This is a genomic window from Microbacterium sp. LMC-P-041 (assembly GCF_030209555.1).
Lineage (GTDB): Bacteria > Actinomycetota > Actinomycetes > Actinomycetales > Microbacteriaceae > Microbacterium.
On record NZ_JARVRV010000003.1, the window covers coordinates 14,450 to 38,214 of the forward strand.

Here is a 23,765-nt window from a genome sequence, read left to right on the forward strand (position 1 = left end):
AGTCTCAGGTCTCGTTCCAGAGTCGGCGGTAGTACTCGAGCCGATCCCGGTCGGGCGCGACGCCATACGCCTCGATGAGCGTGTCCTCCCACCCCGCACCGAAGTTCCACGTCGTGCTCATCGAGGCGACGGCGATGTCCGACCAGCGGTCGGCTGCGCCGAGCGCGGCGAGGTCGACGTGCGCGATCGGGCGGCCGTCGTCGTCGAGCAGCGTGTTCGGCATGCACGCGTCGCCGTGGCAGACCACCAGCTTCTCGACCGGTGGCGGCTCGTGCAGGTCGGCCGGCACCGTGACGCCGCGCTCGACCGCGTTCGCGATCCTCCATGCGGGGCTCCAGGTCCAGGGGCACTGCTCGACGGGCAGCGAGTCGTGCATCGCGCGCAGCGCGGTTCCGACCGCGCGTACGGCGGTCTCGGGGTCGTCGATCCATCGGGGGTCCACAGCGCTGCGGCCCGGGAGCGCAGCCGTGACGAGCCACTCGTGCGTGGCGTCCTCACCCTGATCGATCACCTCGGGAACCGCGATCCAACGCCGCGCCCACCGCATCCGCTCCGCTTCGTCCCGCATGTTCGCCTCGGCGTCATGCGGGCCCCACTTGATGTAGCGCCCGTCGTCGGTGCGAAAGGTGAGCCCGCCGATGCCGTTCAGCCATACCGGCGTGAGCGTGGCGCCCGCGGCCAGTGACCGCACGATCGGCGGGATCTCCGTCGTCGTGGAGGGGATGCTCATGGGGCGCTCATCTCATGTTCGAACGTATATCGGTATGCGTGTATTTTTCCGGCTCCAGGCGGCGGGACGCGGTTAGTCTCAGTCGCGGTCGCCGTCGGCGGCCGCATCATCCATCCGACTCGACACATCAGAGGTCTTCGTGCGCGTTTCGTCCCGGTCACAGTGGTGGCGGCGGCAGGGCAGCGATGCCGATGCCTCCTCGTCCGCATCCGCGGCTCCCGAGGTCGCACCCGGTGCCGATTCCGATGCCGCTCACGCTACCGCGGTCGGGCTGCCGAAGGCTCCGGCGATCTCGTCGCAGGAATCCGGCGAACGGGATCTCGACCAGTTCGTCGAGTGGATCTGGAGCGGCGACGTTCCGGCATCCGCACAGGCACCTGACGCCGGCGTCGAGAGCACACGCACCACCACAGAGGAGCAGTACAACATGAGTTCACTTGACGACGCCCTGCAGCAGCTGCTGGCCATCGAGGGCGCCACCGGCGCCGCGATCGTCGACTACGGCAGCGGAATGGCACTCGCCCAGGGCGGCAACCCCTCATTCGACCTGGGGATCGCCGCCGCGGGCAACTCGAACGTCGTGCGCGCCAAGCTGGCGACGATGCGCGACCTCGGCATCACGGATGAGATCGACGACATCCTCATCACCCTGAGCTCGCAGTATCACCTGATCAACGTGCTCAACACGACCGGTGCGAGCGGGCTCTTCATCTACCTCGTGCTCAACAGTGCGTCGGCGAACCTCGCGCTCGCACGCCACAAGCTGAAGGGCATCGCCGCGCAGATCCAGGTCTGATCTCGCGAGTCACTCCGGAGGGGCGGGGCCGTCATGGCCCCGCCCCTTCGACGTGCGCGGCGTAGGCTCGGGTCGACACCGTCGCGGGGCTTTCGCTATGTGTCACCTGAAACTCGGAATCAGCTAAACTGACACTGAGTCGCACACGTTTCGAAGGAGAACCGCATGCAGATCCAGGGCTTGAGTGCTCTCATCACCGGCGGTGCGTCCGGTCTGGGCCTCGCCACCGCGCGGACGCTCGCCGCCGCCGGCGCCGTCGTCACCATCCTCGACCTGCCCTCGTCGGCCGGTGCCGAGATCGCGTCCGACCTCGGCGGGGTGTTCTCGGGCGGAGACGTCACGAGCGCTGAGGATGCCGCTGCCGCCGTGGCCGCAGCGCAGGCCGCCGCTCCGCTGCGGATCGTCGTCAACTGCGCGGGCATCGCCCCGCCGGCGAAGGTGCTCGACCGCGAGGGCAACCCGGCCGTGCTCGCCGACTTCGAGCGCATCGTCCGCATCAACCTCGTCGGCACCTTCAATGTCCTGTCGCAGGCCTCCGCCGTGATCGCGAAGAACGACGCGACCGACACCGGCGACCGTGGTGTCATCGTGAACACCGCGAGCGTGGCCGCTTTCGACGGGCAGATCGGCCAGCCGGCATACTCGGCCTCGAAGGGCGGCGTGCACGCCATGACGCTTCCCGTCGCTCGCGAGCTCGCTCGTTACGGCATCCGCGTCTGCACGATCGCTCCCGGCATCATGGAGACCCCGATGCTGATGGGCCTGCCGCAGGCGGCGCAGGACTCGCTGGGCCAGCAGGTGCCGTTCCCCTCGCGTCTCGGACGCCCCGACGAGTACGCCTCTCTCGTGCAGCAGATCGTCGAGAACGGCTACCTCAACGGCGAGACGATCCGCCTCGACGGCGCGATCCGCATGGCACCGAAGTAAGCCCGAACCCCGAAGTCCCGAAGCCCCGACGCTCCAAGGAGAATCCATGTCACTGGCAGGCAAGACCATCCTGATGTCCGGCGGCAGCCGCGGCATCGGACTCGCGATCGCGCTGCGTGCCGCGGCTGACGGCGCGAACATCGCGATGCTGGCGAAGACCGACACCCCGCATCCGAAGCTCGAGGGAACGGTGCACACGGCCGCCGACCAGATCAGGGCGGCGGGCGGTCAGGCGCTGCCGATCGTCGGGGACGTGCGCGACGACGACGACATCACCGAGGCCGTGCTCAAGACGCAGGGCGAGTTCGGCGGCATCGACATCGTCATCAACAACGCCAGCGTCATCGACCTCTCGCGCTCGCTCGACCTCGGCGCGAAGAAGTACGACCTGATGCAGGACGTGAACGTCCGCGGCACGTTCATGCTCTCGCGCGCGGCGGTGCCGATCCTGAAGGACGCCGAGAACCCCCACATCCTGTCGCTGTCGCCACCCCTGAACCCGACGCCGAAGTGGCTCGGTGCGCATACCGGATACACGCTCGCGAAGTTCGGCATGACGATGGTCACGCTCGGCCTTGCCGCGGAGTTCGCCCGCGACGGCATCGCCGCCAACACCCTGTGGCCGCGCACCACCATCGCCACCGCCGCGGTGCAGAACCTGCTCGGCGGCGACAAGGTCATGGCGGCGAGCCGCACGCCCGACATCTACGCCGACGCCGCCTACGCGGTGCTGCTCAAGCCCGCGGCCGAGTACACGGGTCAGACCCTGATCGTCGAGGACGTGCTCGAGGCCGACGGCGTGACCGACTTCTCGCATTACGCCGCCGTCCCCGGCACTCCCGACGACCGGCTGTTCCCCGATATCTTCCTCGACTGAGGCGGTTCTGCTGCGGGGAGCAGGCGCTCAGAACAGCAGGTAGACGGCGCCGGCGATCGTCAGCACGATCACGATGCGGTCGAACAGCACCTGGTTCATGCGCTTCGCGAGGCGGATGCCGCCCAGAGCGCCGAGCACCACGAGCGGCGCGAGCACGGCATCCATGAGCAGCACGTGGCCCTCGAAGAGGCCGAGGCCCGCGAGGAACGGGATCTTCACGAGGTTGATGATCGCGAAGAACCAGGCCGAGGTGCCGAGGAACACCTGCACGGGCGTGCGGGTGGCGAGGAAGTACATCGACATCACGGGTCCGCCCGCATTGGCGACCATGGTCGTGAAGCCCCCGAGAGTGCCGTAGACGCCCGAGAGCACGATGCCTCCCGGTGTGGGCGACGCGGCATCCGCCCGGTCCTGCCGCCATCGCCGCCACAGGGTGACTGCGATCATCGCCAGCAGGATCACGCCGATCGCCCGACGCACGATGCCGTCGCCCGCGAGCGCGAGGAACGCGAAGCCGGCCAGCAGCCCTGCGAGCACGGCGGGCGCGAGGCGCAGCAGCGTCGGCCAGTGCGCGTGGCGGCGATAGGTGATCAACGCGAACACGTCGCCGACGATGAGCAGCAGGAGCATGGCGGCGGTCGACGTGCGCGCGGGGAGCACGGTAGCGAACAGTGCGATGGCCAGGATGCTGCCGCCGGGGAGCGCGGTCTTCGAGATGCCGATCGTGACGGCGGCGAGGCCGAGCGCCGCCCAGGCGAGGGGTGCGAGTTCGATCACCGGGTCATCGGCCGACTCAGCTGCGGGTCGCAGCGAGCGCCGCGGCGAAGCGGGCCGAGCGCTGTTCGATGTCGGCCCAGTCGGATGCAGCGAGCGAGGCGCCGTTCGCGAGGTCGCCGCCCGCTCCGACCGCCACGGCTCCGGCGCGGAACCAGTCGGCGAGGTTGTCGGGGCTGACGCCTCCGGTCGGCATCAGCGGAGCATCCGGGAACGGTCCGCGCAGCGCGCCGAGGTACGAGGGCCCGCCGAGGGACGCGGGGAAGATCTTGACCACGTCGACGCCGAGCTCGAGCGCGCCCATGACCTCGGTCGGGGTCATGGCACCTGTCATGACGACGCGGCCGGTCTCGAGCATCGCTCGGGTCAGAGCGGGCAGGGTTCCGGGGCTGACGAGGAACTCCGCACCGGCATCGGCGGCGAGGGCGGCCTGCTCGGCAGTCGTCACTGTGCCCGCGCCGATGTAGGCCGCGTCGCCGTGGCGCGCGATGAGTTCGCGGATCACCGCGGGGGCATCGGGGGTCGAGAAAGTGACCTCGATGCCGGTCACGCCACCGCGGATGATCGCCTCGGACGCCTCGAGTGCGAGCTCGGGCGAGGGTGCGCGCAAGACGGCGAGGACGCCGGTGGAACGGGCGCGGGAGAGGCGGTCGGGCATGGCGAAGACTCCTTCGATGGGGGATCGGCTCCATTCTCCCCGACCGCAGCCTGTAACTACAAGTGGCGCGGGTGTGGCCAGGCCTCGACGACGTCCTTCGCCTGCTTGAGGCCGAGCCCGGTGTGCTCTCTGACCAGCTTGATCGCCTGGATCTTCTGCTCGGCGGCGATGAGCCGGTCGACCTCGGAGGCGACGGATGCCGGCAGCGCGCCCCGCACCGACGACGGCGTCGCCGTGATCGACGAGTGGGCGGCCGAGGCGTTCGAGACGGCCGCGAGGTGCGGTGCCGTGGTGCTGACGGACCAGTGGTCGATCCGGTCCTTGGCCTCCTGCAGGCGCACGCCCGTGTGCTGCCGGTAGAGCTTCATCGCGTGGATCTTCTGCCCGGCGGCGACGAGACGATCGATCTCGGCGATCGCCGCAGGCGTCAGCTGCGATGCCGAGGCGGTCGACGTCGAAGCGGATGCCACGGATCGGGCCATCGTCGGCGACGGGGTGAACACGTGCGGCTCCGGTGCCTTCGGGCGCATCGATCGCAGGGCGGCGCCGATGATCACCACGCCCACGACAACAGCTGCGATGACCGCGCCGACAGCGATGATGATGTCCATGGGGTCAGTCTAGGGACGCCGGGGCCGGCGCCCCAGGCGCTTCCCACCCGGCACCGCGTACCCTGGAGGTATGACCGAGACTCCCCGCACGCGCGAGACGCGCCCCGCCACGGCACCCGCGTCGTCCCGTTCGGGGGCAGTCCGCTCGACCGGCACCCCGCAGGTGCGTCCTGCGACCGAGGGGTGGACGCAGCAGAAGGATGCCGAGGGGCGGCCGCTGCTGCAGTTCGCGAGCCCGAAGCGCGGCAAGCCGCCGGTGCATCTCGCCGACCTCACGCCCGCCGAGCGCGTCGAGAAGGTCAAGGAGCTCGGCCTGCCCGGCTTCCGCGCGAAGCAGCTCTCGACCCACTACTTCCGGCACTACACGTCGGATGCTGCGGAGATGACGGATCTTCCGGCCGACACCCGGGAGCAGCTCGTCGCCGGCATGCTGCCGCCGCTGCTCACCGAGGTGCGCCGCCTGGAGACCGACCGCGGCGACACGATCAAGTTCCTCTGGCGTCTGCACGACGGCGCGCTGGTCGAGTCGGTGCTCATGCGCTACCCGGGCCGCATCACCCTGTGCGTCTCGTCGCAGGCCGGGTGCGGCATGAACTGCCCGTTCTGCGCCACCGGCCAGGCGGGCCTCACCCGCAACATGTCGACCGCCGAGATCATCGAGCAGATCGTCCGCGCCAACCGCCTGATCGCCGAGGGCGGTCTCGGCGGCAAGAAGGCTGATGACCACTCGATGGAGCGCGTGTCGAACATCGTCTTCATGGGCATGGGTGAGCCGCTCGCCAACTACAAGCGCGTGATGGACGCGGTGCGCTCGATGGTCGCGCCCCAGCCCGACGGCCTGGGCATGAGCGCGCGCGGCATCACGGTGTCGACGGTCGGACTCGTGCCGGCCATCAAGAAGCTCGCCGACGAGGGCATCCCCGTCACCTTCGCGCTGTCGCTGCACGCACCGGATGACCACCTGCGTGACGAGCTCATCCCGGTGAACTCGCGCTGGAAGGTCGACGAGGCGCTCGACGCCGCCTACGACTACTACGCCAAGACCGGCCGCCGTGTCTCGATCGAGTACGCGCTGATCAAGGACATGAACGACCACGCCTGGCGCGCCGACCTGCTCGCCGACAAGCTCAACGAGCGCGGCCGCGGCTGGGTGCACGTCAACCCGATCCCGCTGAACCCGACGCCCGGCTCGATCTGGACGTCGTCCGAGCCCTCGGTGCAGAACGAGTTCGTGCGCCGCCTCAACGACGCAGGCATCCCGACGACCCTCCGCGACACTCGCGGCAAGGAGATCGACGGTGCGTGCGGTCAGCTCGTCGCGACGACCGAAGACGAGGCTGCCTCCGCCGCCATGGCCTGAGGGCCGGTGCCGCGATCGCGAAGGCCGTCGCGGCGACCGAGAATCTCGGCGCGCGACAGCCACGACTCGATGCGCGCAGGGCTCGCGTCCTTGACGCCCAGCATCCGCGTGGTGCGCACCGAGCGGATGCCGCAGAACCTCATCGTCCCGCGGGCGACGTGCGTCTGTGCGGGGAGCCCGGTGAAGGGCGTGAGGAACCACGGGGTGTCCGCCAGCAGGAACAGGCGTCCGTTCGCCGCCGTCAACAGGCCTTCGGGCATCCCGAGCTTCGAGTACCGGTACTCCTGCTGCGGCAGCAGGGCCCGATCGAAGAAGCCCTTCAGCAACGCCGGCACCGACCCCCACCAGAGCGGGGTGAACACCACGACCGTCCGCGCTTCGGCCAGTGCGCGCTTCGCGTCGATCAGGTCGGGCTCGAACTGCATGCGCCGGCGGTAGCCGAAGCGCAGCGACGGATCGAAGTCGAGATCGCGCAGAGCGAGGACACGGGCGTCGCCATGCGCGGCGGCATAGCGTCGGGCCAGTTCTGCGGTGAGGGATCCGGCATCGGGGTGGCCGTCGATGATCAGTGCGGATGACATGTGCGCTCCTATGTTGACAGTGTCAAGCAATGGTGGACACTGTCAAGATAAGCAACAATGTTGCTTGTGTCAAGTTCCCGATCCGGCTATCACCACGGTGACCTCGCCCACGCCCTCGAGGCGGCGGCGATGCAGCTGCTCGCCGAGAAGCCCGCGGGGGAGATCAGCCTGCGCGAGGTCGCCCGCGCCGCCGACGTGAGCCATAACGCCCCGTACCACCACTTCTCCGACCGGCGCGGTCTGCTCAAGGTCCTCGCCGAGCGCAGCATGGCCGACCTGGTGGACGCGGTGCGCGGCGGGATCGAGGAGGCGCCGGACTCCGCATCCGCCGTGATCGAAGGCGGTGCCGCGTACATCCGCTACGCGGTCGAGCACCCGCACGGCTTCGACGTGATCTACGACCCGACGGTGTGCATCCCCGGTGAGCCGAGCGAGACCATGGCCCCCCTGATCGATGAGCTCGAGCAGCTGCTGTCGGAGGCGTCCGTGGCCGCGGGCCTCGACGCGCAGAGCGTCACCGGAGTGTGGGGCCTCGTGCACGGACTCGGAACGCTGTGCGCCGCCGGGCATTTCTCGCTCGACGACGCACTCGCCGCGAGCACCGATGCGCTCGTCCGCATGCTGCCGCGCTGACCCTGACGAGGCCCGCGGAGGCGGAAACACAGGGTTCGTGCACGTTTTCCACAGGCGACATTTCGTAGATTGTCGGAATGCCCTATTCCGCTCACCGCCCAGGACGGTTCGATTCGCAGGGTCGGATCATCCTCGACAGCGACCCGAACGCTGACACGGACGACCTCGACTTCCTGCGCGCGTACGAGCCCACGGGCGCCGATCTGCCGGAACCGCAGCAGGCACCCGAGGTGCCCGGTGCGCCGGAGCAGGAGCAGGATGCCGCGGCATCCGCCCGTCCCGTGCGTGAGCCCAAGCCCCGGCGTCAGCCGCGCGAGCGCGCACCGCGCGTGCCGGGGTCGCGTCTGCGCAAGCTCGCCATCCTCGGCGGAGCCGAGGGCGAGATCCTCGACCGCGTCCCCGGTGAGACCCCGCGCTTCGTGCAGATGTTCTTCGTGCTGGCCGGAACCGCACTGGTCTCGGCGATCTCCATGCTGTTCGCACTGACCACGGGCGTGCAGGCCGCGATCTGGCTGGCCGTGCCGCTGGCGGTCGTCTGGGCGCTCATCATCTTCAACCTCGATCGCTTCCTCACCTCGACCATGACGTCGACCCGCAACGTCTGGAAGCTCATCGGCCTCGCGATCCCACGTGTGATCATGGCCGCGATCATCGGCTTCGTCGTCGCCGAGCCGCTCGTGCTGCAGATCTTCCATAACGACATCGCGCGCGAGGTCGCCTCGACGAACATCACCCAGGCGCAGGCCGACCAGGATGCACTCGAGACCGGCCCCGAGAAGAAGGCGCTCGACGCCGCATCCGACCGCGTCGCCGAGCTCGAGAACCAAGCGGCGACCGGAATCGTCGCCGGCACCGACTCGTCGTCGGCGACCGAATCGGCCGCGCAGGCCACGGTCGACGACCTCACGGCCAAGATGACCGAGCAGCAGGCCGTGATCGACCAGGCCCGCGTCCTCTACCAGTGCGAGCTCACCGGCGAAGGTGCAGGCACGGTTCCCGGCTGCACCGGCGTGAACGGAGAGGGCGCGAGCTCGGATGCCGCCCAGGCCCAGCTCGCCGAGGCGCAGCAGACCTACGACGCGCTCGCCGCGCAGCTGCGCACCGCCAACGAAGAGCTGGCAGCCGCGGGCACCGCCGCGAAGGAGAACACCAGCACGTCGGAGTCGCAGAACCGTGAAGAGGCGCAGTCTCAGCTGCCCGCCGCGCGCGACAGCTATGACACCGCGCTCGCCGCGTACAACGCGCGCGCCGAATCGGTGGCATCCGGCAATGCCGGCGCGATCGGTCTGCTCAGCCAGATCAGCGGTCTGAACAGGCTCAGCGAGAAGGAGCCGACGATCCTGTGGGCGCACATCCTCATCGCCGCACTGTTCTTCATGATCGAGCTGCTGCCCGTGCTCGTGAAGGTGCTCACCTCCTACGGCGACCCGTCGCTCTACGAGAAGGCCGTCGCGATCCGCAAGCAGGTCGCGCTCGACAAGGTGACCGCCGAGGGGTTCCGCGACCGCGCGGCGATCGTCACCGTGCAGTCGCAGGGGATCCAGGCGGATGCCGGATCAGGCGAGCCGCAGACCCGCGCCGAGCGCAAGGAGGCCGCCCAGGCCGCCGAAGCGCGTGACGCGGCGCAGGAGCGCGAGCTCGCCGAGAAGCGCGCCCAGGCGCAGACGCTCGCCGAGCAGGAGCAGCTGGTCGAACCGCGCGTCTGATCCGGGCCCGGCGTCTGCCACGGCCGGTAGCGTTATGGCATGGTCAACTATCGCTATCTCGGCAACAGCGGTCTCAAGGTCTCTGAGATCACCTACGGCAACTGGGTCACGCACGCTTCGCAGGTCGGCGACGACGCCGCCGTCAAGACGGTGCACGCGGCGCTCGACGCCGGCATCACCACATTCGACACCGCAGACACCTACGCGAACACCGCGGCAGAGGTCGTGCTCGGCAAGGCGCTCGAGGGTCAGCGCCGCGAGGGTCTCGAGATCTTCACGAAGGTCTACTTCCCGACCGGCCCCAAGGGTCCGAACGACACCGGGCTGAGCCGCAAGCACATCCTCGAATCGATCAACGGCTCGCTGACGCGCCTCGGCACCGACTACGTCGACCTGTACCAGGCGCACCGCTTCGACTACGAGACCCCGCTGGAGGAGACGTTCCAGGCGTTCGCCGACGTCGTGCGCCAGGGCAAGGCCCTCTACATCGGCGTGTCGGAGTGGACGGCCGAGCAGCTGCGCGAGGGGCATGCGCTCGCGAAGCAGCTCGGCGTGCAGCTGATCTCGAACCAGCCGCAGTACTCGATGCTGCACCGTGTGATCGAGGGCAAGGTCGTGCCCGCATCGGAGGAGCTCGGCATCTCGCAGATCGTCTGGTCGCCGATGGCGCAGGGCGTGCTGTCGGGCAAGTACCTGCCGGGTCAGCCGGTTCCCGAGGGCTCCCGCGCGACGGATCCGCACAGCGGCTCCGACTTCATCAAGGGGTTCCTGCAGGACGACATCCTCACCGCCGTGCAGAAGCTCAAGCCGATCGCCGAGCAGGCCGGCCTGTCGATGCCGCAGCTCGCGATCGCCTGGGTGCTGCAGAACCCGAACGTCGCCGCAGCTCTCGTCGGGGCCTCGCGCCCCGAGCAGCTCGCCGAGACGGTCAAGGCCTCGGGCGTGACGCTCGACGCCGACACGCTCGCGGCGATCGACACCGCACTGGGCGACACGGTCAACCGCGATGCAGAGGCCACGTACTCGGTGTCGCCGAAGGCCCGCCTGGTCTGACGGATGCTTGACGAAGGCCGCCGTCCCTGAGAGGCGGCGGCCTTCGTCATGTCCGGATGCGCCTACTCCTTGACGGCGCCGGCGGTCAGGCCCTGCACGATCCAGCGGCTCGCGAGTGCGAACATCACCATGGTCGGCAGGATCGTCAGCACGGCTGCGGCGCTCATCGAGCCCCAGTCGATGTTGAAGGTCGAGATGAACCCGTTCAGCGCCGACGGCACGGTGCGGTTCTCGTCGGTGTTCATCAGCACGACCGACAGGAACAGCTCGTTCCAGCAGTTGACGAAGTTGAAGATGAAGGCCGCGATGATGCCCGGGGTCATCACCGGCACGAGCACCCGGAACAGCGCGCCGAAGCGCGAGCATCCGTCGATCATCGCCGCCTCTTCGAGCGCGTCCGGCACGTTCTCGAAGAAACCGCGCAGCATGACCGTGGAGAACGGGATGCAGACCGCGATGTACACGAGGATGAGGCCGGGCTTGGTGTCGACGAGGCCCAGGTCGGTCATCATCGAGTACAGCGGGCCCAGCGCGATGAACGCGGGGATCATCTGCGTGAGCAGGAACGCCACCAGCACCGTCCCCTTGCCGCGGAACTCGAAGCGCGCGATCACATAGGCGCTGAGCAGAGCGATGAGCGTCGCGACCGCACCCGCGATCGTCGCCACCAGAGCCGAGTTGCCGAGGAAGACCCCGAACGAGCTCTGCTCGAACAGGCTCACGTAGTTGTCGAGCGACGGCTCGCTGGGCCAGTACTCGATCGGGAAGGAGTTGATCGTTCCCGGCGACTTGAACGACGTCAGCGCGATCCAGTACAGCGGGAAGAGCGTGATGACGAGCCAGAGGGCGAGACCGACGACGCGCACGACGCCGCCGACCGAGACCTTGCGCTTCGGACGCGGTGCCTTCGCGATGTCGGGGACGGTGAGACGCCGGGTCTCGGTGACCGTGGTTCCGGTGATGGTCATCGCTGGACCCTCCGCATCGCCATGAGGTAGAACGCGCAGAACACGAACAGGAACGCGACGACGATGAGTCCGATGGCGCTCGCGATGCCGTAGTTGCCCTGCTGCGTGTAGTTGATCATCCACGTCGTGATGATGTGGGTCTGGTTCGCCGGCCCGCCGTTGGTCATCGCGTAGATGATGTCGGGGAAGTTGAAGATCCAGATGATGCGCAGCAGGATCGTCAGCAGCAGCGTCATCGAGATGTACGGGATGATGATCGAGAACAGCTGACGGACCTTGCCTGCGCCGTCGAGGCTCGCGGCCTCGAGCATCTCATCGGGCACGGACTGCAGAGCCGCGAGGATCATGATCGCGAAGAAGGTCACGCCGTACCAGATGTTGGCGACGATGACCGCGAACATCGCGAGCTTCGGATCCGCCAGCCAGGGCAGCGGGGCGTCGATCAGGCCGGCCTTCATGAGCAGGTCGTTCACGACGCCGAACTCGGCGTTGAACATCCAGCGGAACAGCATCCCGATCAGGAAGCCCGAGACGGCCCACGGGAAGAACACGAGCGCCTGGTATAGGCCGCGGAAGCGGAAGCGCTTGCGCAGGGCGAGCGCGATCAGGAAGCCGATCACGAGCTGAGGCACGAGCGAGCCGACGACCCACAGGACGGAGTTCCAGGCGACGATCGGGAAGGCAGGGTCCTGGAAGACGGTGACGAAGTTGTCGAAACCGACCCACGGGGTGGAGGTGAGATCCCACAGGTTCCAGTCGTGGAAGGCCATGCGTGCGCCCTGCAGCATCGGCCAGTAGGTGAACCAGCACACGAACACGATCGCCGGGGCCATGAAGGCCAGCAGCGTCAGCGCGTGGCGGCCACGGAAGGGGCGGCGCCGGCGGGATGCCGGGGAGGCCCCGCCGGCGGTGCCGACGGAGCCCCCTTCGAGAGTGGTCCGGGTCACGGATCAGCCCTTTTCCGCAGCGTACTTCTCGGTCCAGAAGGTGTCCCACGACTCGAGCAGCTCGGTGGTCGACATGTTGCCGAGCAGCACGTTCTGCACGTCCTGGTCGGACTTCTGGATCCACTCGGTCCACCAGCTGACGCCGCGAGGCTGCTTGACGTTGACGTAGGTCTCGGGGTCCTCGGTCATCGTGACGTAGCTCGTCCACGGGCCCGAGGAGTAGAACTCGTCATCGGCTGCCTCGGAGATGATCGGCACGAGGCTGTTGGCCTGCGCGAACTCGGTGGCCGGCTCGGCCGACGAGAGGAACTCGACGAGCTTGACCGCGGCATCCTGGTGCTCGCTGTTCTCCGCGACGCCCCAGCCGGCGACGGCCAGCGGCTGCGCGGCCTTGCCCGACGGCCCGACGAGCAGCGGGGCGGTGTCCCACTGATCCTCGGTCAGAGAGGAGTCCTGCACGGTCGCGATGACCTCGGGGTCCTGCAGCAGGAACGCCGTGGTGCCGTTGGTGAAACCGGCGACCATCTCGGGGTAGCCCCACGACACGGCGGACGGCGGCGACGCCTCCTTGAAGAGGTCGAAGTAGTCGTCGACGGCTTCCTGCGCCTCGGGAGCGGCGAAGATCGTCGACCCGTCCTCCATCAGGAAGGCGTCATCGACGTCGAGGCCGTCGATCGTGTAGGCCTCGATAGCCGCGACCACATTGCTGTTCGCGTTCTGGCCACCGCGGAACGCGTAGCCGTAGATGTTGTTCGCGGGGTCCTGGATGGCGCTGGCCTGCTCGAGCAGATCCTTCCAGCTGTGCGGCGGGCCGTCGAAGCCCGCCTCCTCGACGAGGTCGGTGCGATAGAACAGCGAGAGGCCGTAGAAGCCGTACGGCACGAAGTAGCTCTTGCCGTCTGCGGCCACGGACGCCGACTGCGCGTTGTCGGTGAGGGCATCCCAGCCGTCCCACTTCTCGAGGTCGGGCGAGATGTCGTGCAGCCAGCCGTTGTTCGCGAACGGTCCGACGGTGATGTCGCGGACCTCGAGGACGTCGACGCCCTTGCCCGACTGCAGCATCTGCTGGATCTTCGCGTCGGCCTGCTCGGTGGGCGGCGAGACGAGCTTGACCTTGATGTCGGGGTTCTCCTTCTCGAAGTCGTCGAGGAGTCCGCGCAGCAGGTCGGTGCGGGCTGGATTGGTCAGGCTCTCGACCATCTGCAGGGTGACGGTGCCGTCGGCGGACTCGCCGCCGCCTGCGGAACAGCCGGTGAGCGCGAGTGCGGCGACGGTGCCGATTCCCGCGGCGGTCGTCAAGATTCTGTTCTTCTTCACGAGGTGCCTCTCAGTTGGTGATGGTGGTGGGTCGGGTGGTGGGTGGAGGGGTGGGTCGGGTCAGGAGACGATGATGGAGTCGGCGGTGCGGATGCCGGCACGGCGGAGGATCTGCGGGATGCAGCGCTCGACGAAGGCCTCGAAGTCGGACGCCTCTGTGTAGAGGTGCGCCGACAGGCGGAAGTAGCCGACGCCGCGGAAGCTGGTGAACGCGGTCTCGACGCCGGTCTCGTCGAGCAGGTCCATGCGCAGGGCATCGGCCTCTTCGCGGGTCGAGCCGAGTCCGAGCGGCAGACGCACGAGTCGCATCGACGGCACGGGCGAGGGCAACGGAGTGAGGGGGTCTTCGTCGCCGTAGGGGCGCAGGCCCTCGGCGATGATCTCGGCCCCGGCATCCGCCATCTGCGCCATCGCCTGGCGGGCGTTGTGCCACCCGAACTCGGACTCGATGAACTCGATCGACGCCGGGGTGGCGAGATAGGTCGTCGCGTCGATCGTGCCCTGGGTGTCGAAGCGCTCGGGGTAGGGCTCGTTCGCCGCCCACGAGTCGATGAGCGGCCACAGGTCGTCGCGATCGGGGGCGTTGGTGACGAGCAGGGCGGAACCGCGCGGGGCGCAGGGCCACTTGTGCAGGTTGCCGAACCACCAGTCGCCGCCGGCGACCGCGGCGGCATCGGCGACGAGACCGGGAGCATGAGCGCCGTCGACGAGGGTGCGGATGCCCCGTTCGGCCGCGAGCTCGGCGATGCGCCGGGTCGGCAGCATCCGCGCGGTCGGCGAGGTGATCTGGTCGACCACGATCAGGCGGGTGGCCGGAGTGAGTGCGTCGGCGAAACGCTGCACGACCTCGTCGTCGGAGGCGAGCAGCGGCAGCTCGACGGCGCGGACGGATGCTCCGAAGCGGCGGGCCAGGCGCTCCGCGCCCATGGTGATCGCTCCGTAGCCCTGGTCGGTGACGAGGATCTCGTCGCCGCGCTCGAGGTGCAGGGCGTTGTAGACGACGGTCGCGGCGGCGGAGGCGTTCGGGACGAAGACGCTGTCTTCGGCATGGGCGCCGAGGAACGGAGCCGTGCGCTCGCGAGCGTCGCGCACCCGCTCGGCGATGCGAGGGAACCACTCGACCGGGCTGAGGTCGGCACGACGTCGCAGGGCATCCTGCTGCTCGACGACGGCCGTGGGAACCGCGCCGAACGAGCCGTGGTTCAGGTGGATCACGTCGGGATCGAGCGGCCACGCATCACGGGCTCGGATGCCGGAGTTCAGCGTGAGCGGTGCGGGGAAGAGTGGTGCGGGCATCGGTCCTCGTCGGTGCAGTGGGGGAGTTGTTGCACAACTTTGCCACACGGCTTTCGAAATGGCTACAAAAAGGCGAGGATGAAACATAGTTGTCATACGAATTTGACGAAGGGTCTGCGTCCGACAGACTCAGCAAGGGGATCGGGCGGTGTCAGGAGGATGACGATGAGCGCACTGGACACAGCGCTGCACGGGCTGCGTGCGCTGATCGCGGACGGCGAGCTGCGTCCCGGCGACCGTCTGCCGAGCGAGGGTGAGCTGTGCGAGACGCTCGGCGTCTCACGCGGATCGCTGCGCGAAGCCATCCGCATGCTGGCCGCCCTCGGTGTGCTCGAGACCCGGCACGGCTCGGGCAGCTACGTCAGCGAGCTGCGCGCCGCCGACCTGATCGGCAGCCTCTCTCTCACGGTCGGACTCCTGCCCATGGCCGGGGTGCTCGAACTGACGGAGCTTCGCCGGGTGCTCGAGCCCCACGCAGCTGCGCTCGCCGCGGCCCGCATCGACGCCGCCACGATCGAGACGCTCAGCGGCGTGCTCGATGAGATCGAGGCGAGCGACGACTTCGAGGACCACTCCCGCCTCGACCACGCCTTCCACATGACGATCTCGGAGGTCGCCGGCAACGACGCGCTCACGAGCCTGATCGACGTGCTGCGCTCACGCTCGCGGGCCTATCGGATCCCGGATGCCGGCGACGCCGCCGAACTCAAGCTCCACTCGGATGCCGGGCACCGGGCGATCCTCCGCGGACTCGCTGCGGCGGACCCGGTCGCGGCGTCGGCTGCGGCATCCGCCCACGTGGCTCAGACCGAGTACTGGGTGCGCCGGTACACCGATACGGATATGCGCGCCGAAGGATCGTCCGTCGATCGCCCTGAGTGACGACGATCGCCCTCTCATCTCGCCCGGTCTGCACAGTTCGCCTCGGTCTGCACAGGCGTGCGGTCGCCTCGGGGGCCGTGCGGGGCGCTGGGTGCTGTGTGCGTATCGGGCGGAGGGGACGCCGCGGTCAGGCGAGGGTGATGTCGACCTGGATCTCCGTGGCGATGCGCTCGAGGTCGCGACGCAGGGCATCGATGTCGACCGACGACGGAACCCGCGCGATCACGGATGCCTCGAACAGACGGCCGCCGGCCATCGCGGCATCCCGGGTCTCGGTCGCGAGCTCCTCGATGCTGAGTTCGTGCGCGTTCAGCACGTTCGAGACCTCGCGGACGATGCCGGATCGGTCGTTGCCCAGCACCCGGATCTCGAGTCGCTGCTCGTCCTCCGCGTCGTCATCAGGCGTTCCGGTGAGGACGGCGAGCGTCAGGAGCCCCTGTCCTTGAAGTCCGCGGAGCGCCGTCTGCAGCTCGTCGGAACGGTCGGCGGCGACCGAGACCTCGATCACTCCGGCGAAGGTGCCAGCGAGCTCGGCCAGCGAGCTGTTCTCCCAGTTTCCGCCGTGGGCATCGACGACATCGGCGACGGCTGCGACGAGTCCGGGGCGATCGGCACCCGCGACAGTGAGGATGAGAGTAGTCATGCGGTCAGCGTAGCCGGAGCGCCTCGGCCCGCGACGTGCCATGACTCCGGAGAATGTGGCCGCTCGAGCCCGAGGAAGCGTGTTCTCCCGGATGACCTGCCCGGATCTCCGGAGTCATGGAAGCGGAACGAGGGTCAGTCGACCCAGACCCCGGTCTCGAGGAAGTGATCGAGGCGGGTGCGATGCGGGTCGAGGTCCCAGCCCTGCTCGGCGACCCACTCATCGTTGAAGTACGTGCCGGCGTAGCGGATGCCGCTGTCGCAGATGAGCGTGACGATGCTGCCGGTCTCGCCCGCCGCGCGCATGCGCGCGATCAGCTGGAATGCGCCGTACAGGTTGGTGCCGGTCGAACCTCCGGCCCAGTGCAGGGTGCGCTCGCGCAGCATCCGGATCGCGGCGATCGACCCCGCGTCGGGAACGCGGATCATCTCGTCGATCACACTGGGCACGAACGAGGCCTCGACGCGCGGGCGGCCGATGCCCTCGATGCGACTGGGGCGTCCGGCCGGCGCGTCGACGGTGCCCGCCCATCCGTCGTAGAACGCCGAACCCTCGGGGTCGACGACCGCGATCTGCGTCTCGTGGCGGCGGTACTTCACGTACCGGCCGAAGGTGGCGCTCGTGCCGCCGGTGCCTGCGCCCACGACGATCCAGCGGGGGATCGGATGCCGTTCCTGCGACAGCTGGCTGAACACGCTCTCGGCGATGTTGTTGTTGCCGCGCCAGTCGGTCGCCCGCTCGGCGAACGTGAACTGGTCGAGATAGTGGCCGTGGCATTCGGAGGCCAGTCGCTGAGCCTCAGGAGACATGTCCTCGGCGCGGTCGACGAAGTGACAGCGTCCGCCGTAGAACTCGATGAGGTCGATCTTCTCCTGGCTGGTCGAGCGCGGTACGACGGTGACGAAGGGCAGCCCCAGCATCCGCGCGAAGTACGCCTCGGAGACGGCCGTCGATCCGCTGGACGACTCGACGAGAGTGGAGTCCTCGGTGATGCGTCCGTTGACGAGTCCGTACAGGATCAGCGAGCGCGCGAGACGGTGCTTGAGCGACCCGGTCGGATGCACCGACTCGTCTTTCAGGTACAGGTCGATGCCCCACTCGGGTGGCAGTGGGAAGAGGTGCAGATGGGTGTCGGCGCTGCGGTTGGCGTCGGCTTCCAGCAGGGCGATCGCGGTGCTGGTCCAGTCGCTCATGCTTCGAGCGTAACGCTCCTCTAGCGGGGCGTGTAGCCGCCCTCGCCCGTCTCGCCGTCGTACGTGAAGACCTCGTCCTCGAGGGTGATCTGGATGTCGTCGCCGAGGGGCTGCTCGGCGAGCAGATGCTCCTCGAGCATCGTCATGCGCTCCTCGTACTCCTGCGCCTGCGCATCGTCGACACCCCAGATGGTGGCGACCTTCATGTCGGTGAGGAAGTAGAGGAAGGCGGAGACGGCCGTGCGGTTGAACTCGGTGTCGGGGATGCTCTGCCAGAGCGCGCCGCTGTCGCGCAGGCGCTTGTACTCGTCGATCTTCGCCTGGAGCGCGTCGGCGATGGCGGAGGCATCGGCGTCGCCCGAGCCGTCGGAGTCCGGGTCGCCCTGCGGTGCCTCGGAAGGCGCTGCGGGCTCTTCCGTGACGCTCGTGGCCGGAGGCGCGGTCGCCGGTTCGGTGCGCGAGCTCAGCAGCAGGCTCACGGCCACCGCGATGCCCACGACGACGATCAGCACGAACGCCGCGACCGCTGCGATGACGATGCCGACGGTCCGTCCTGAACGCGGAGGAGGAGGCGCGGACGGGGAAGGATATGCGGCGCCGTAGGGAGGCGACGGCTGCCCCGGGTGCGGCGGCGGGTACGCGGCCATCTGCGGATGCTGCCCCGGCTGGGAGGCAGAGGCGTACGGCGGCAGCGGCGCGGGCGGCCCGGGGATCCCGCCCAGCGGCGGGGCCAGCGGGACGGAGGATCCGAGCTGTCCCGGCGCCGCGGCGGGCGGCGGAGGGATGACCGGGTCGGAGTCGGATGCCGGTGGATGCGCGTCGTCGACCATCGTGTCTTCCCCCCGATCGCATCGCCCCGTGCGATGCGTGCTCTCGTTCCAGGCTAGTCCGCGACCCGTGCTCGGCCGACCCACCTGTGAGTGGATGCCGCGTGCGGATGCGGCTAGCGGACGGTGCCGGCGCGCGAGGTGCTGCCGTCGCCGTCGACGTGCAGCAGCGACGCCTGCGACTGCTCCTGCTGCAGCTGGAACTCGAAGCGCGAGCGGTCGCCGCGGTGATGGGCCACGAAGTACTCGATCGGCGTGCCGTCGGAGGAACGGCTCACGCTGCGCAGTCGCAGCAGGGCGGAGCCGGCGCTCACCCCCAGATGCTGCGCCTGCTCGTGGGTCGCGACGGTGGCCTCGGCCGAGCGGACCCCGCTGGTCGCCACGATGTCGTGATCGGCGAGCAGGCGGTACAGGGACCGCTCCGAGAGGTCGACGCCGAGCGTGACTCCGCCGACGGCATCCGGCATCCAGGTGGTCGAGAGCGACCAGGGTTCGCCGTCGACGTGACGCAGACGGTCGAGCACCACGACCGGTGCGCCAGGGTCGACCTCGAGTGCCGCCGCGATCTCGTCGTCGGCGAGAGTCTGCTCGTGGCGCAGGACGTCGCTGTGCACGTGCCCGCCGCGGCGCTCGACGTCGTCGTAGAGGCCGATCAGCGTGTGCACCAGGCTCTCGCTCGTGCGGGGACGCGACACGAACGTGCCCTTGCCCTTGACACGTTCGACGAGCCCCTCGTGCTCGAGCTGGGCCAACGCCTGGCGCACCACGGTGCGCGAGATGCCGTACCGCTCGCAGAGGCGGTGCTCGCCGGGCAGCGGGTCGCCGGGCTGCAGGCCGTCTCGCGAGATGCCGTCGACGATCAGCTGACGCAGCTGGTCGTACATGGGCGCGGCGGAGTGGCGGTCGATCGTGTCGTTCATATCAGTACGCCACTCCCGCGTGCAGGATCACGTTCGCGTAGGGGGTGAACTCTCCCGAGCGCACGAACGCGCGCGCCGAGTGGGTCAGCTTCTTGAAGTCGACGTGCGGGATGAGCTCGATCTCGAAGTCCTGGTCGGCGAAGCGCTCGCGCAGCGCGGCCAGCACCTCGGGGCTCTTCTCGGCGACCTCGGCCGACACCGTCGCTCCCTCCACGATGAGCTCGGCCAGCACGGTGTCGAGCACGTCGAAGAAGGCCGGAGCGCCGGGACGATAGGCGAGGTCGATGCGCTCGGATCCGGGCGGGATGGGCAGGCCGGCATCGGTGACCACCAGCAGATCGGTGTGGCCGGTCTCGCTGATCACGCGCGAGAGTGCGGGGTTGATGGTCGTCGCTGTCTTGCGCATGATGTCTCCTCGGGGATGTCAGTGGGCTTCTCGGGCGGCCAGGAAGGCGTCGACCTCGGCCCGCAGCGGCAGGCTGGGCGAGGCGCCCTGCTTCGTGACGGCGAGGGCTCCGGCGGCGGTCGCCAGGCGTACGGCATCCGTCAGCCCCCAGCCGTTGGCGAGGGCGGCGCCGAGATACCCGGCGTAGGCGTCGCCGGCCGCGGTGGTGTCGACGGCCTCGACCGGGAAGGGCGGGATGACGGATGCTCCCGCTGCGGTCACGACGCACGAGCCCTGACCCGCGAGCGTGATCACGGCGGCGCCGACGCCCCGGTCGAGGAACCAGCGTCCGGCGATCTCCGCCGACGCGGCATCCGTCACCTCGACGCCGCTGAGCACCGAGGCCTCGGTCTCGTTCGGGGTGACGATGTCGATGCTCGCCCACACGGCGTCATCCAGCGGAGCGGCGGGGGCGGGGTCGAGGATGACGGTCATGCCGTGCTCGCGTCCTCGTGACGTGATGTGCGCGGTGAGCGCCGAGGGCGTCTCGAGCTGGGTGAGCAGCACCGACGTGGTCGGCGCGAGGGCTTCGAGCGCCGCGTCGATCTGCTCGGTGCTGAGCGCGGCGTTGGCCAGAGGCACCATGACGATGTCGTTCTGCGCCGAGGCGTCGACGCGGATGTGCGCGATGCCCGTCGGCCCCGGCACCGTGCGGAGGTGCGTGAGGTCGACTCCGGCCTCGCTCAGCCCGTCGACGACGAGGTCGTGGAAGAGGTCGTCTCCCACGCATCCGACGAAGCTCGTGCGGGCCCCCGATCGTCCGGCGGCGACCGCCTGATTCGCGCCCTTGCCGCCGAGCATCAGGGTGAACTCGTCGCCGAGGATGGTCTCTCCGCGGGCGGGGAGCCTGGTCGAGAAGGTCGTCACGTCTGCGGTCACGCTGCCGACGATGACGACGCCGGTGCGATCGGGCGAGGTGGCGGCTGTCATGGCACTCCTGATCGTCGTCGATGCGGGGTGCTTTGACATCCTCCGCGGCTGTCATTACATTAGCCGAAACCGAACCTGTAACGACAGGTTGTGCACAAGGAGACCCGATGACCGCGCTGGCCCCCCGTCTCTATGTCGACAGCGCGGACGTCGACCGCGTCGCCTCGCTCCTCACCGCGGGCGTCGTGCACGGCGTGACGACCAACCCCACGATCCTCGAGCGCGGCGGCCGCACCGCCGCGGAGATCCCCGACCTCTACGCCCGCTGGTCGGACGAGGGCGCCCGCGAGATCTTCTTCCAGACGTGGGGCGGCGACACCGCATCCTTCCTCCGCAACGCCGAGGGCATCCGTGCGCTGGGCGATCGCGTGGCCGTGAAGGTGCCGGCGACCCGCGACGGCTTCGCCGCGGCATCCGCTCTGGTGCGCGACGGCGCGACCGTGCTCGTCACCGCCGTCTACTCGGTCGCACAGGCGCTGGCATGCGCCTCGATCGGGGCGCAGTACATCGCCCCCTACCTCGGACGGATGCGGGATGCCGGCATCGACGGGGATGCGGTGATCGCCCGCATGCAGGAGGTGTGCGCGGGCAGCGACTCGAACGTGCTCGCGGCCAGCCTGCGATCACCTGACGACATCACCGGTCTGCGTCTCGCGGGGGTGCCGTACTTCACGGCGGCACCCGACGTGATCGAGCAGGTGCTGTTCCACGAGGTCAGCGACAGCTCCGCCGCCGAGTTCGACGCGGCGATGGGGCGGCTCGGGGCCTGAGTCGCACTTCGGCGGGTGGGCCAGCGTCGGCCAGACGCGCCAGATTCGGCCCGACGTCACGGATACGGCCGAGCGAAGCGCATCTGGCCGAACGTGCCTGTCAGGGCCCGGGCGACGACGGCGTGCACGGAAGGCCGCTGGGACGAGTGGCCGAGAAAAGGCGTCGCTGCGTCAGGCGGATGCCGCCTGGCGCAGCCACCGCTCGACGCCGGCGATGTGCGCCGTGGCGAGCGAGGTGGCGAGACCCGAATCGCGCCGGGCGATGGCGTCGGCGATCGCCCGGTGCTCCGAGAGGGTGCGCTCGACCGCTCCGCCCTCGGTGAGACCACGCCACACGCGGGCGCGCACGGTCTGACTGCTCAGGTGCTCGATGAGGCTGGCGAGATAGGCGTTGCCGGCCATGCCGACGATCTCACGGTGGAAGCGGATGTCGTGCTCGACGAGCTCTTCGATGCTGACCGTCGGATCGATGGAGGCGACCTCGCTCTCGAGGCCGGCGATCGCGTCGTCGCTGCCGAGGGTGGCCGCGAGGCCGGTCGCCTGCGACTCCAGCATCCGTCGCACCGCGAAGATCTCGAGCATCGAGTCGTCGTCGTGCATGTCGACCACGAACGAGATCGCCTCGAGCAGCAGGTGGGGCTCCAGGCTCGTGACATAGGTGCCGTCACCGCGGCGCACGTCGAGCACCCGGATCACCTCGAGCGCCTTCACGGCCTCGCGCATCGAGTTGCGTGACAGGCCGAGACGCTCGGACAGCTCCTTCTCGGGAGGGAGGCGATCGCCGGGTGCGAGTTCGCCCGACACGATCATCGCCTTGATCTTCTCGATCGCGTCGTCAGTCACTGCCATGGCGTCATCCTAGCCATTCATCGGATGTCTGCGGCAGGATGGGGGCATGCGCGTACTCGATTCGCACCTGCACCTCTGGGACCCCGAGCTTCTGCACTACACGTGGCTCGAGGGTCCGCTCGCCTGGCTGTTCGGTGCGACCGAGATCGAGCACGCCCGCATCGCCCGCGCGACGACCGAGCGCGCGGTGTTCGTGCAGGCCGAGACCGTCGAAGACGACTTCCTCGAAGAAGTGCGGTGGGTGGCCGGGCTCGCGCCCCGCGTCGGGGTGGTCGGCATCGTCGCGGGGGCGCGTCTGGATCGCGGCACCGACACCACCGCGCACCTCGAAGGACTCGCCGCTGAGCCGCTCGTGGTCGGCGTGCGGCACAACCTGCAGGGCGAACCCGACGGACTGGCGGTCTCGGCAGACTTCGTCACCGGGGCGCGCGAGGTCGCGGCGCGCGGCTGGGCCTTCGACGCGTGCGTGCGCGCCGCGCAGCTGCCCGAGGTGGCCCGACTCGCGGGGGCGGTGCCCGAGCTGCGGATGGTGCTCGATCACCTCGGCAAGCCTGAGGTCGGCACGGCGAAGGCCCCGGTGGCGCCGAGCATGGAATGGGTGCGCGATCTCGACGACCTGGCACGGCATCCGAACGTGTGGTGCAAGCTCTCGGGGCTGCCCGGAGAGGCCGGAGGCGACTGGTCGGCAGAGCAGCTGCATCCGTTCCTCGACGCCGCGGCCGATGCGTTCGGCGTCGAGCGGCTGATGTGGGGCAGTGACTGGCCGGTCTCGGTCATCGGACCCCCGGAGGAGGGCGACCCGTACGCGAACGTCGACGGATCGCCCATGTACCAGCCGACGGCTCGGATCAGATGGGCGGATGCGGTGATCGCCTGGGCCGAGCGCCGCGGGCACGACGTCGACGCGATCATGTGGACGAACGCCGAGGAGTTCTACCGGATCGGCGAGCGGCCGACGCATGAGGACTCTCGGGAGGAGCGGCCGCGCCGCGGCATCCTGGGTTGGCTGCGCGGCGGTCGCTCGTAGCGCCCACTGTCCGGGGCCGGGACCAGGACAGTGGGCGACGCGGCG

The 23,765-nt window shown here is 69.1% G+C and carries 26 protein-coding genes; 10 read left to right on the top strand and 16 right to left on the bottom strand.

The window, feature by feature from the left end; translation table 11 throughout:
• Positions 1-4 precede the first annotated feature (4 nt).
• Positions 5-730 (bottom strand): phosphotransferase, encoded by a 726-nt coding sequence (locus tag QRN21_RS05845; RefSeq protein ID WP_285363392.1) that lies wholly within the window; start codon positions 728-730, stop codon positions 5-7.
• 139 nt (positions 731-869) lie between these two features.
• Here QRN21_RS05845 and QRN21_RS05850 point away from each other — a divergent pair, with 139 nt between their 5' ends.
• The 3 genes from QRN21_RS05850 to QRN21_RS05860 all read left to right on the top strand — a co-directional run bounded on the left by QRN21_RS05850 (position 870) and on the right by QRN21_RS05860 (position 3,330).
• Entirely contained in the window at positions 870-1,526 is a 657-nt protein-coding gene (locus QRN21_RS05850) for a hypothetical protein (protein ID WP_285363393.1), read from the top strand.
• Positions 1,527-1,691: 165 nt separating this feature from the next.
• A complete protein-coding gene (locus QRN21_RS05855; RefSeq protein WP_285363394.1) occupies positions 1,692-2,453 on the top strand; it encodes an SDR family NAD(P)-dependent oxidoreductase in 762 nt (253 codons plus the stop codon).
• Between the two features lie 46 nt (positions 2,454-2,499).
• Positions 2,500-3,330: an SDR family oxidoreductase gene (locus QRN21_RS05860; RefSeq protein ID WP_053097980.1), complete on the top strand. Its 831-nt coding sequence runs from the start codon at positions 2,500-2,502 to the stop codon at positions 3,328-3,330.
• A gap of 27 nt (positions 3,331-3,357) precedes the next feature.
• Here QRN21_RS05860 and QRN21_RS05865 read toward each other — a convergent pair whose 3' ends face one another.
• Genes QRN21_RS05865 through QRN21_RS05875 form a run of 3 tightly spaced genes read right to left on the bottom strand, consistent with a single transcriptional unit; the run spans position 3,358 to position 5,373 of the window.
• Positions 3,358-4,107 (bottom strand): sulfite exporter TauE/SafE family protein, encoded by a 750-nt coding sequence (locus tag QRN21_RS05865; RefSeq protein ID WP_285363395.1) that lies wholly within the window; start codon positions 4,105-4,107, stop codon positions 3,358-3,360.
• A gap of 16 nt (positions 4,108-4,123) precedes the next feature.
• The gene (locus tag QRN21_RS05870; protein WP_053097978.1) at positions 4,124-4,762 is read right to left on the bottom strand and encodes a bifunctional 4-hydroxy-2-oxoglutarate aldolase/2-dehydro-3-deoxy-phosphogluconate aldolase; all 639 of its coding nucleotides are present in this window, start codon (positions 4,760-4,762) and stop codon (positions 4,124-4,126) included.
• 56 nt (positions 4,763-4,818) lie between these two features.
• The gene (locus QRN21_RS05875) at positions 4,819-5,373 is read right to left on the bottom strand and encodes a ribosomal protein L7/L12 (RefSeq protein WP_285363396.1); all 555 of its coding nucleotides are present in this window, start codon (positions 5,371-5,373) and stop codon (positions 4,819-4,821) included.
• 70 nt (positions 5,374-5,443) lie between these two features.
• On the opposite strand from QRN21_RS05875, the gene rlmN reads away from it, so the two are divergent.
• Entirely contained in the window at positions 5,444-6,733 is a 1,290-nt protein-coding gene (gene rlmN, locus QRN21_RS05880; RefSeq protein WP_171821948.1) for a dual-specificity RNA methyltransferase RlmN, read from the top strand.
• Here rlmN and QRN21_RS05885 read toward each other — a convergent pair.
• Positions 6,682-7,314, bottom strand: coding sequence for an NAD(P)H-dependent oxidoreductase (locus tag QRN21_RS05885; RefSeq protein WP_285363397.1), 633 nt, complete (start codon positions 7,312-7,314; stop codon positions 6,682-6,684). The two genes, rlmN and QRN21_RS05885, sit on opposite strands and share 52 nt — an antisense overlap.
• Positions 7,315-7,380: 66 nt before the next feature.
• Here QRN21_RS05885 and QRN21_RS05890 point away from each other — a divergent pair, with 66 nt between their 5' ends.
• The 3 genes from QRN21_RS05890 (at position 7,381) to QRN21_RS05900 (ending at position 10,706) form a co-directional block, all read left to right on the top strand.
• Positions 7,381-7,947: a TetR/AcrR family transcriptional regulator gene (locus QRN21_RS05890; RefSeq protein WP_285363398.1), complete on the top strand. Its 567-nt coding sequence runs from the start codon at positions 7,381-7,383 to the stop codon at positions 7,945-7,947.
• A gap of 77 nt (positions 7,948-8,024) precedes the next feature.
• Positions 8,025-9,653 (top strand): DUF4407 domain-containing protein, encoded by a 1,629-nt coding sequence (locus tag QRN21_RS05895; protein ID WP_285363399.1) that lies wholly within the window; start codon positions 8,025-8,027, stop codon positions 9,651-9,653.
• Between the two features lie 39 nt (positions 9,654-9,692).
• Positions 9,693-10,706, top strand: a complete 1,014-nt coding sequence (locus QRN21_RS05900; protein WP_053097972.1) for an aldo/keto reductase family protein — start codon at positions 9,693-9,695, stop codon at positions 10,704-10,706.
• Between the two features lie 62 nt (positions 10,707-10,768).
• On the opposite strand, the gene QRN21_RS05905 is transcribed toward QRN21_RS05900, so the two are convergent.
• Genes QRN21_RS05905 through QRN21_RS05920 form a run of 4 tightly spaced genes read right to left on the bottom strand, consistent with a single transcriptional unit; the run spans position 10,769 to position 15,234 of the window.
• Positions 10,769-11,674: a carbohydrate ABC transporter permease gene (locus QRN21_RS05905; RefSeq protein WP_201778457.1), complete on the bottom strand. Its 906-nt coding sequence runs from the start codon at positions 11,672-11,674 to the stop codon at positions 10,769-10,771.
• On the bottom strand, positions 11,671-12,621 hold the full coding sequence (locus QRN21_RS05910; protein WP_053097971.1) for a carbohydrate ABC transporter permease: 951 nt from the start codon (positions 12,619-12,621) through the stop codon (positions 11,671-11,673). Before QRN21_RS05910 ends, QRN21_RS05905 begins: the two co-directional genes overlap by 4 nt.
• Positions 12,622-12,624: 3 nt before the next feature.
• The gene (locus QRN21_RS05915; protein WP_285363400.1) at positions 12,625-13,938 is read right to left on the bottom strand and encodes an ABC transporter substrate-binding protein; all 1,314 of its coding nucleotides are present in this window, start codon (positions 13,936-13,938) and stop codon (positions 12,625-12,627) included.
• A gap of 60 nt (positions 13,939-13,998) precedes the next feature.
• Positions 13,999-15,234, bottom strand: a complete 1,236-nt coding sequence (locus QRN21_RS05920) for an aminotransferase class V-fold PLP-dependent enzyme (RefSeq protein WP_285363401.1) — start codon at positions 15,232-15,234, stop codon at positions 13,999-14,001.
• 165 nt (positions 15,235-15,399) lie between these two features.
• Here QRN21_RS05920 and QRN21_RS05925 point away from each other — a divergent pair, with 165 nt between their 5' ends.
• On the top strand, positions 15,400-16,116 hold the full coding sequence (locus QRN21_RS05925) for a FadR/GntR family transcriptional regulator (protein WP_072592383.1): 717 nt from the start codon (positions 15,400-15,402) through the stop codon (positions 16,114-16,116).
• 127 nt (positions 16,117-16,243) lie between these two features.
• Here the strand turns inward: QRN21_RS05925 and QRN21_RS05930 are convergent, their stop codons facing one another.
• The 6 genes from QRN21_RS05930 to QRN21_RS05955 form a co-directional block, all read right to left on the bottom strand.
• The gene (locus QRN21_RS05930; protein ID WP_053097968.1) at positions 16,244-16,759 is read right to left on the bottom strand and encodes a glycine cleavage system transcriptional repressor; all 516 of its coding nucleotides are present in this window, start codon (positions 16,757-16,759) and stop codon (positions 16,244-16,246) included.
• 134 nt (positions 16,760-16,893) lie between these two features.
• Entirely contained in the window at positions 16,894-17,952 is a 1,059-nt protein-coding gene (locus tag QRN21_RS05935) for a PLP-dependent cysteine synthase family protein (RefSeq protein WP_072591991.1), read from the bottom strand.
• A gap of 20 nt (positions 17,953-17,972) precedes the next feature.
• Entirely contained in the window at positions 17,973-18,782 is an 810-nt protein-coding gene (locus QRN21_RS05940; RefSeq protein WP_285363402.1) for a hypothetical protein, read from the bottom strand.
• 113 nt (positions 18,783-18,895) lie between these two features.
• Entirely contained in the window at positions 18,896-19,699 is an 804-nt protein-coding gene (locus QRN21_RS05945; RefSeq protein WP_053097965.1) for a GntR family transcriptional regulator, read from the bottom strand.
• A 1-nt stretch (position 19,700) separates the two neighbouring features.
• Positions 19,701-20,105: a D-ribose pyranase gene (gene rbsD, locus QRN21_RS05950; protein ID WP_072591989.1), complete on the bottom strand. Its 405-nt coding sequence runs from the start codon at positions 20,103-20,105 to the stop codon at positions 19,701-19,703.
• A gap of 18 nt (positions 20,106-20,123) precedes the next feature.
• Entirely contained in the window at positions 20,124-21,074 is a 951-nt protein-coding gene (locus QRN21_RS05955) for a ribokinase (protein ID WP_072591988.1), read from the bottom strand.
• A 107-nt stretch (positions 21,075-21,181) separates the two neighbouring features.
• Between QRN21_RS05955 and QRN21_RS05960 the strand changes: the two genes are divergently transcribed.
• On the top strand, positions 21,182-21,844 hold the full coding sequence (locus QRN21_RS05960; RefSeq protein ID WP_053097962.1) for a transaldolase family protein: 663 nt from the start codon (positions 21,182-21,184) through the stop codon (positions 21,842-21,844).
• 171 nt (positions 21,845-22,015) lie between these two features.
• On the opposite strand, the gene QRN21_RS05965 is transcribed toward QRN21_RS05960, so the two are convergent.
• A complete protein-coding gene (locus tag QRN21_RS05965) occupies positions 22,016-22,693 on the bottom strand; it encodes a FadR/GntR family transcriptional regulator (RefSeq protein ID WP_053097960.1) in 678 nt (225 codons plus the stop codon).
• A 46-nt stretch (positions 22,694-22,739) separates the two neighbouring features.
• Between QRN21_RS05965 and QRN21_RS05970 the strand changes: the two genes are divergently transcribed.
• On the top strand, positions 22,740-23,720 hold the full coding sequence (locus tag QRN21_RS05970) for an amidohydrolase family protein (RefSeq protein ID WP_285363403.1): 981 nt from the start codon (positions 22,740-22,742) through the stop codon (positions 23,718-23,720).
• Positions 23,721-23,765: the final 45 nt, after the last annotated feature.

What these genes read in the sequence shown, in the direction of transcription:
- QRN21_RS05845 (WP_285363392.1), bottom strand. Translation starts at nt 730, where the DNA reads ATGAGCATCCCCTCCACGACGACGGAGATCCCGCCGATCGTGCGGTCA.
- QRN21_RS05855 (WP_285363394.1), top strand. Translation starts at nt 1,692, where the DNA reads ATGCAGATCCAGGGCTTGAGTGCTCTCATCACCGGCGGTGCGTCCGGT.
- QRN21_RS05860 (WP_053097980.1), top strand. Translation starts at nt 2,500, where the DNA reads ATGTCACTGGCAGGCAAGACCATCCTGATGTCCGGCGGCAGCCGCGGC.
- QRN21_RS05870 (WP_053097978.1), bottom strand. Translation starts at nt 4,762, where the DNA reads ATGCCCGACCGCCTCTCCCGCGCCCGTTCCACCGGCGTCCTCGCCGTC.
- QRN21_RS05875 (WP_285363396.1), bottom strand. Translation starts at nt 5,373, where the DNA reads ATGGACATCATCATCGCTGTCGGCGCGGTCATCGCAGCTGTTGTCGTG.
- rlmN (WP_171821948.1), top strand. Translation starts at nt 5,444, where the DNA reads ATGACCGAGACTCCCCGCACGCGCGAGACGCGCCCCGCCACGGCACCC.
- QRN21_RS05885 (WP_285363397.1), bottom strand. Translation starts at nt 7,314, where the DNA reads ATGTCATCCGCACTGATCATCGACGGCCACCCCGATGCCGGATCCCTC.
- QRN21_RS05895 (WP_285363399.1), top strand. Translation starts at nt 8,025, where the DNA reads ATGCCCTATTCCGCTCACCGCCCAGGACGGTTCGATTCGCAGGGTCGG.
- QRN21_RS05900 (WP_053097972.1), top strand. Translation starts at nt 9,693, where the DNA reads ATGGTCAACTATCGCTATCTCGGCAACAGCGGTCTCAAGGTCTCTGAG.
- QRN21_RS05905 (WP_201778457.1), bottom strand. Translation starts at nt 11,674, where the DNA reads ATGACCATCACCGGAACCACGGTCACCGAGACCCGGCGTCTCACCGTC.
- QRN21_RS05920 (WP_285363401.1), bottom strand. Translation starts at nt 15,234, where the DNA reads ATGCCCGCACCACTCTTCCCCGCACCGCTCACGCTGAACTCCGGCATC.
- QRN21_RS05925 (WP_072592383.1), top strand. Translation starts at nt 15,400, where the DNA reads ATGAGCGCACTGGACACAGCGCTGCACGGGCTGCGTGCGCTGATCGCG.
- QRN21_RS05930 (WP_053097968.1), bottom strand. Translation starts at nt 16,759, where the DNA reads ATGACTACTCTCATCCTCACTGTCGCGGGTGCCGATCGCCCCGGACTC.
- QRN21_RS05935 (WP_072591991.1), bottom strand. Translation starts at nt 17,952, where the DNA reads ATGAGCGACTGGACCAGCACCGCGATCGCCCTGCTGGAAGCCGACGCC.
- QRN21_RS05940 (WP_285363402.1), bottom strand. Translation starts at nt 18,782, where the DNA reads ATGGTCGACGACGCGCATCCACCGGCATCCGACTCCGACCCGGTCATC.
- QRN21_RS05945 (WP_053097965.1), bottom strand. Translation starts at nt 19,699, where the DNA reads ATGAACGACACGATCGACCGCCACTCCGCCGCGCCCATGTACGACCAG.
- rbsD (WP_072591989.1), bottom strand. Translation starts at nt 20,105, where the DNA reads ATGCGCAAGACAGCGACGACCATCAACCCCGCACTCTCGCGCGTGATC.
- QRN21_RS05955 (WP_072591988.1), bottom strand. Translation starts at nt 21,074, where the DNA reads ATGACAGCCGCCACCTCGCCCGATCGCACCGGCGTCGTCATCGTCGGC.
- QRN21_RS05960 (WP_053097962.1), top strand. Translation starts at nt 21,182, where the DNA reads ATGACCGCGCTGGCCCCCCGTCTCTATGTCGACAGCGCGGACGTCGAC.
- QRN21_RS05965 (WP_053097960.1), bottom strand. Translation starts at nt 22,693, where the DNA reads ATGGCAGTGACTGACGACGCGATCGAGAAGATCAAGGCGATGATCGTG.
- QRN21_RS05970 (WP_285363403.1), top strand. Translation starts at nt 22,740, where the DNA reads ATGCGCGTACTCGATTCGCACCTGCACCTCTGGGACCCCGAGCTTCTG.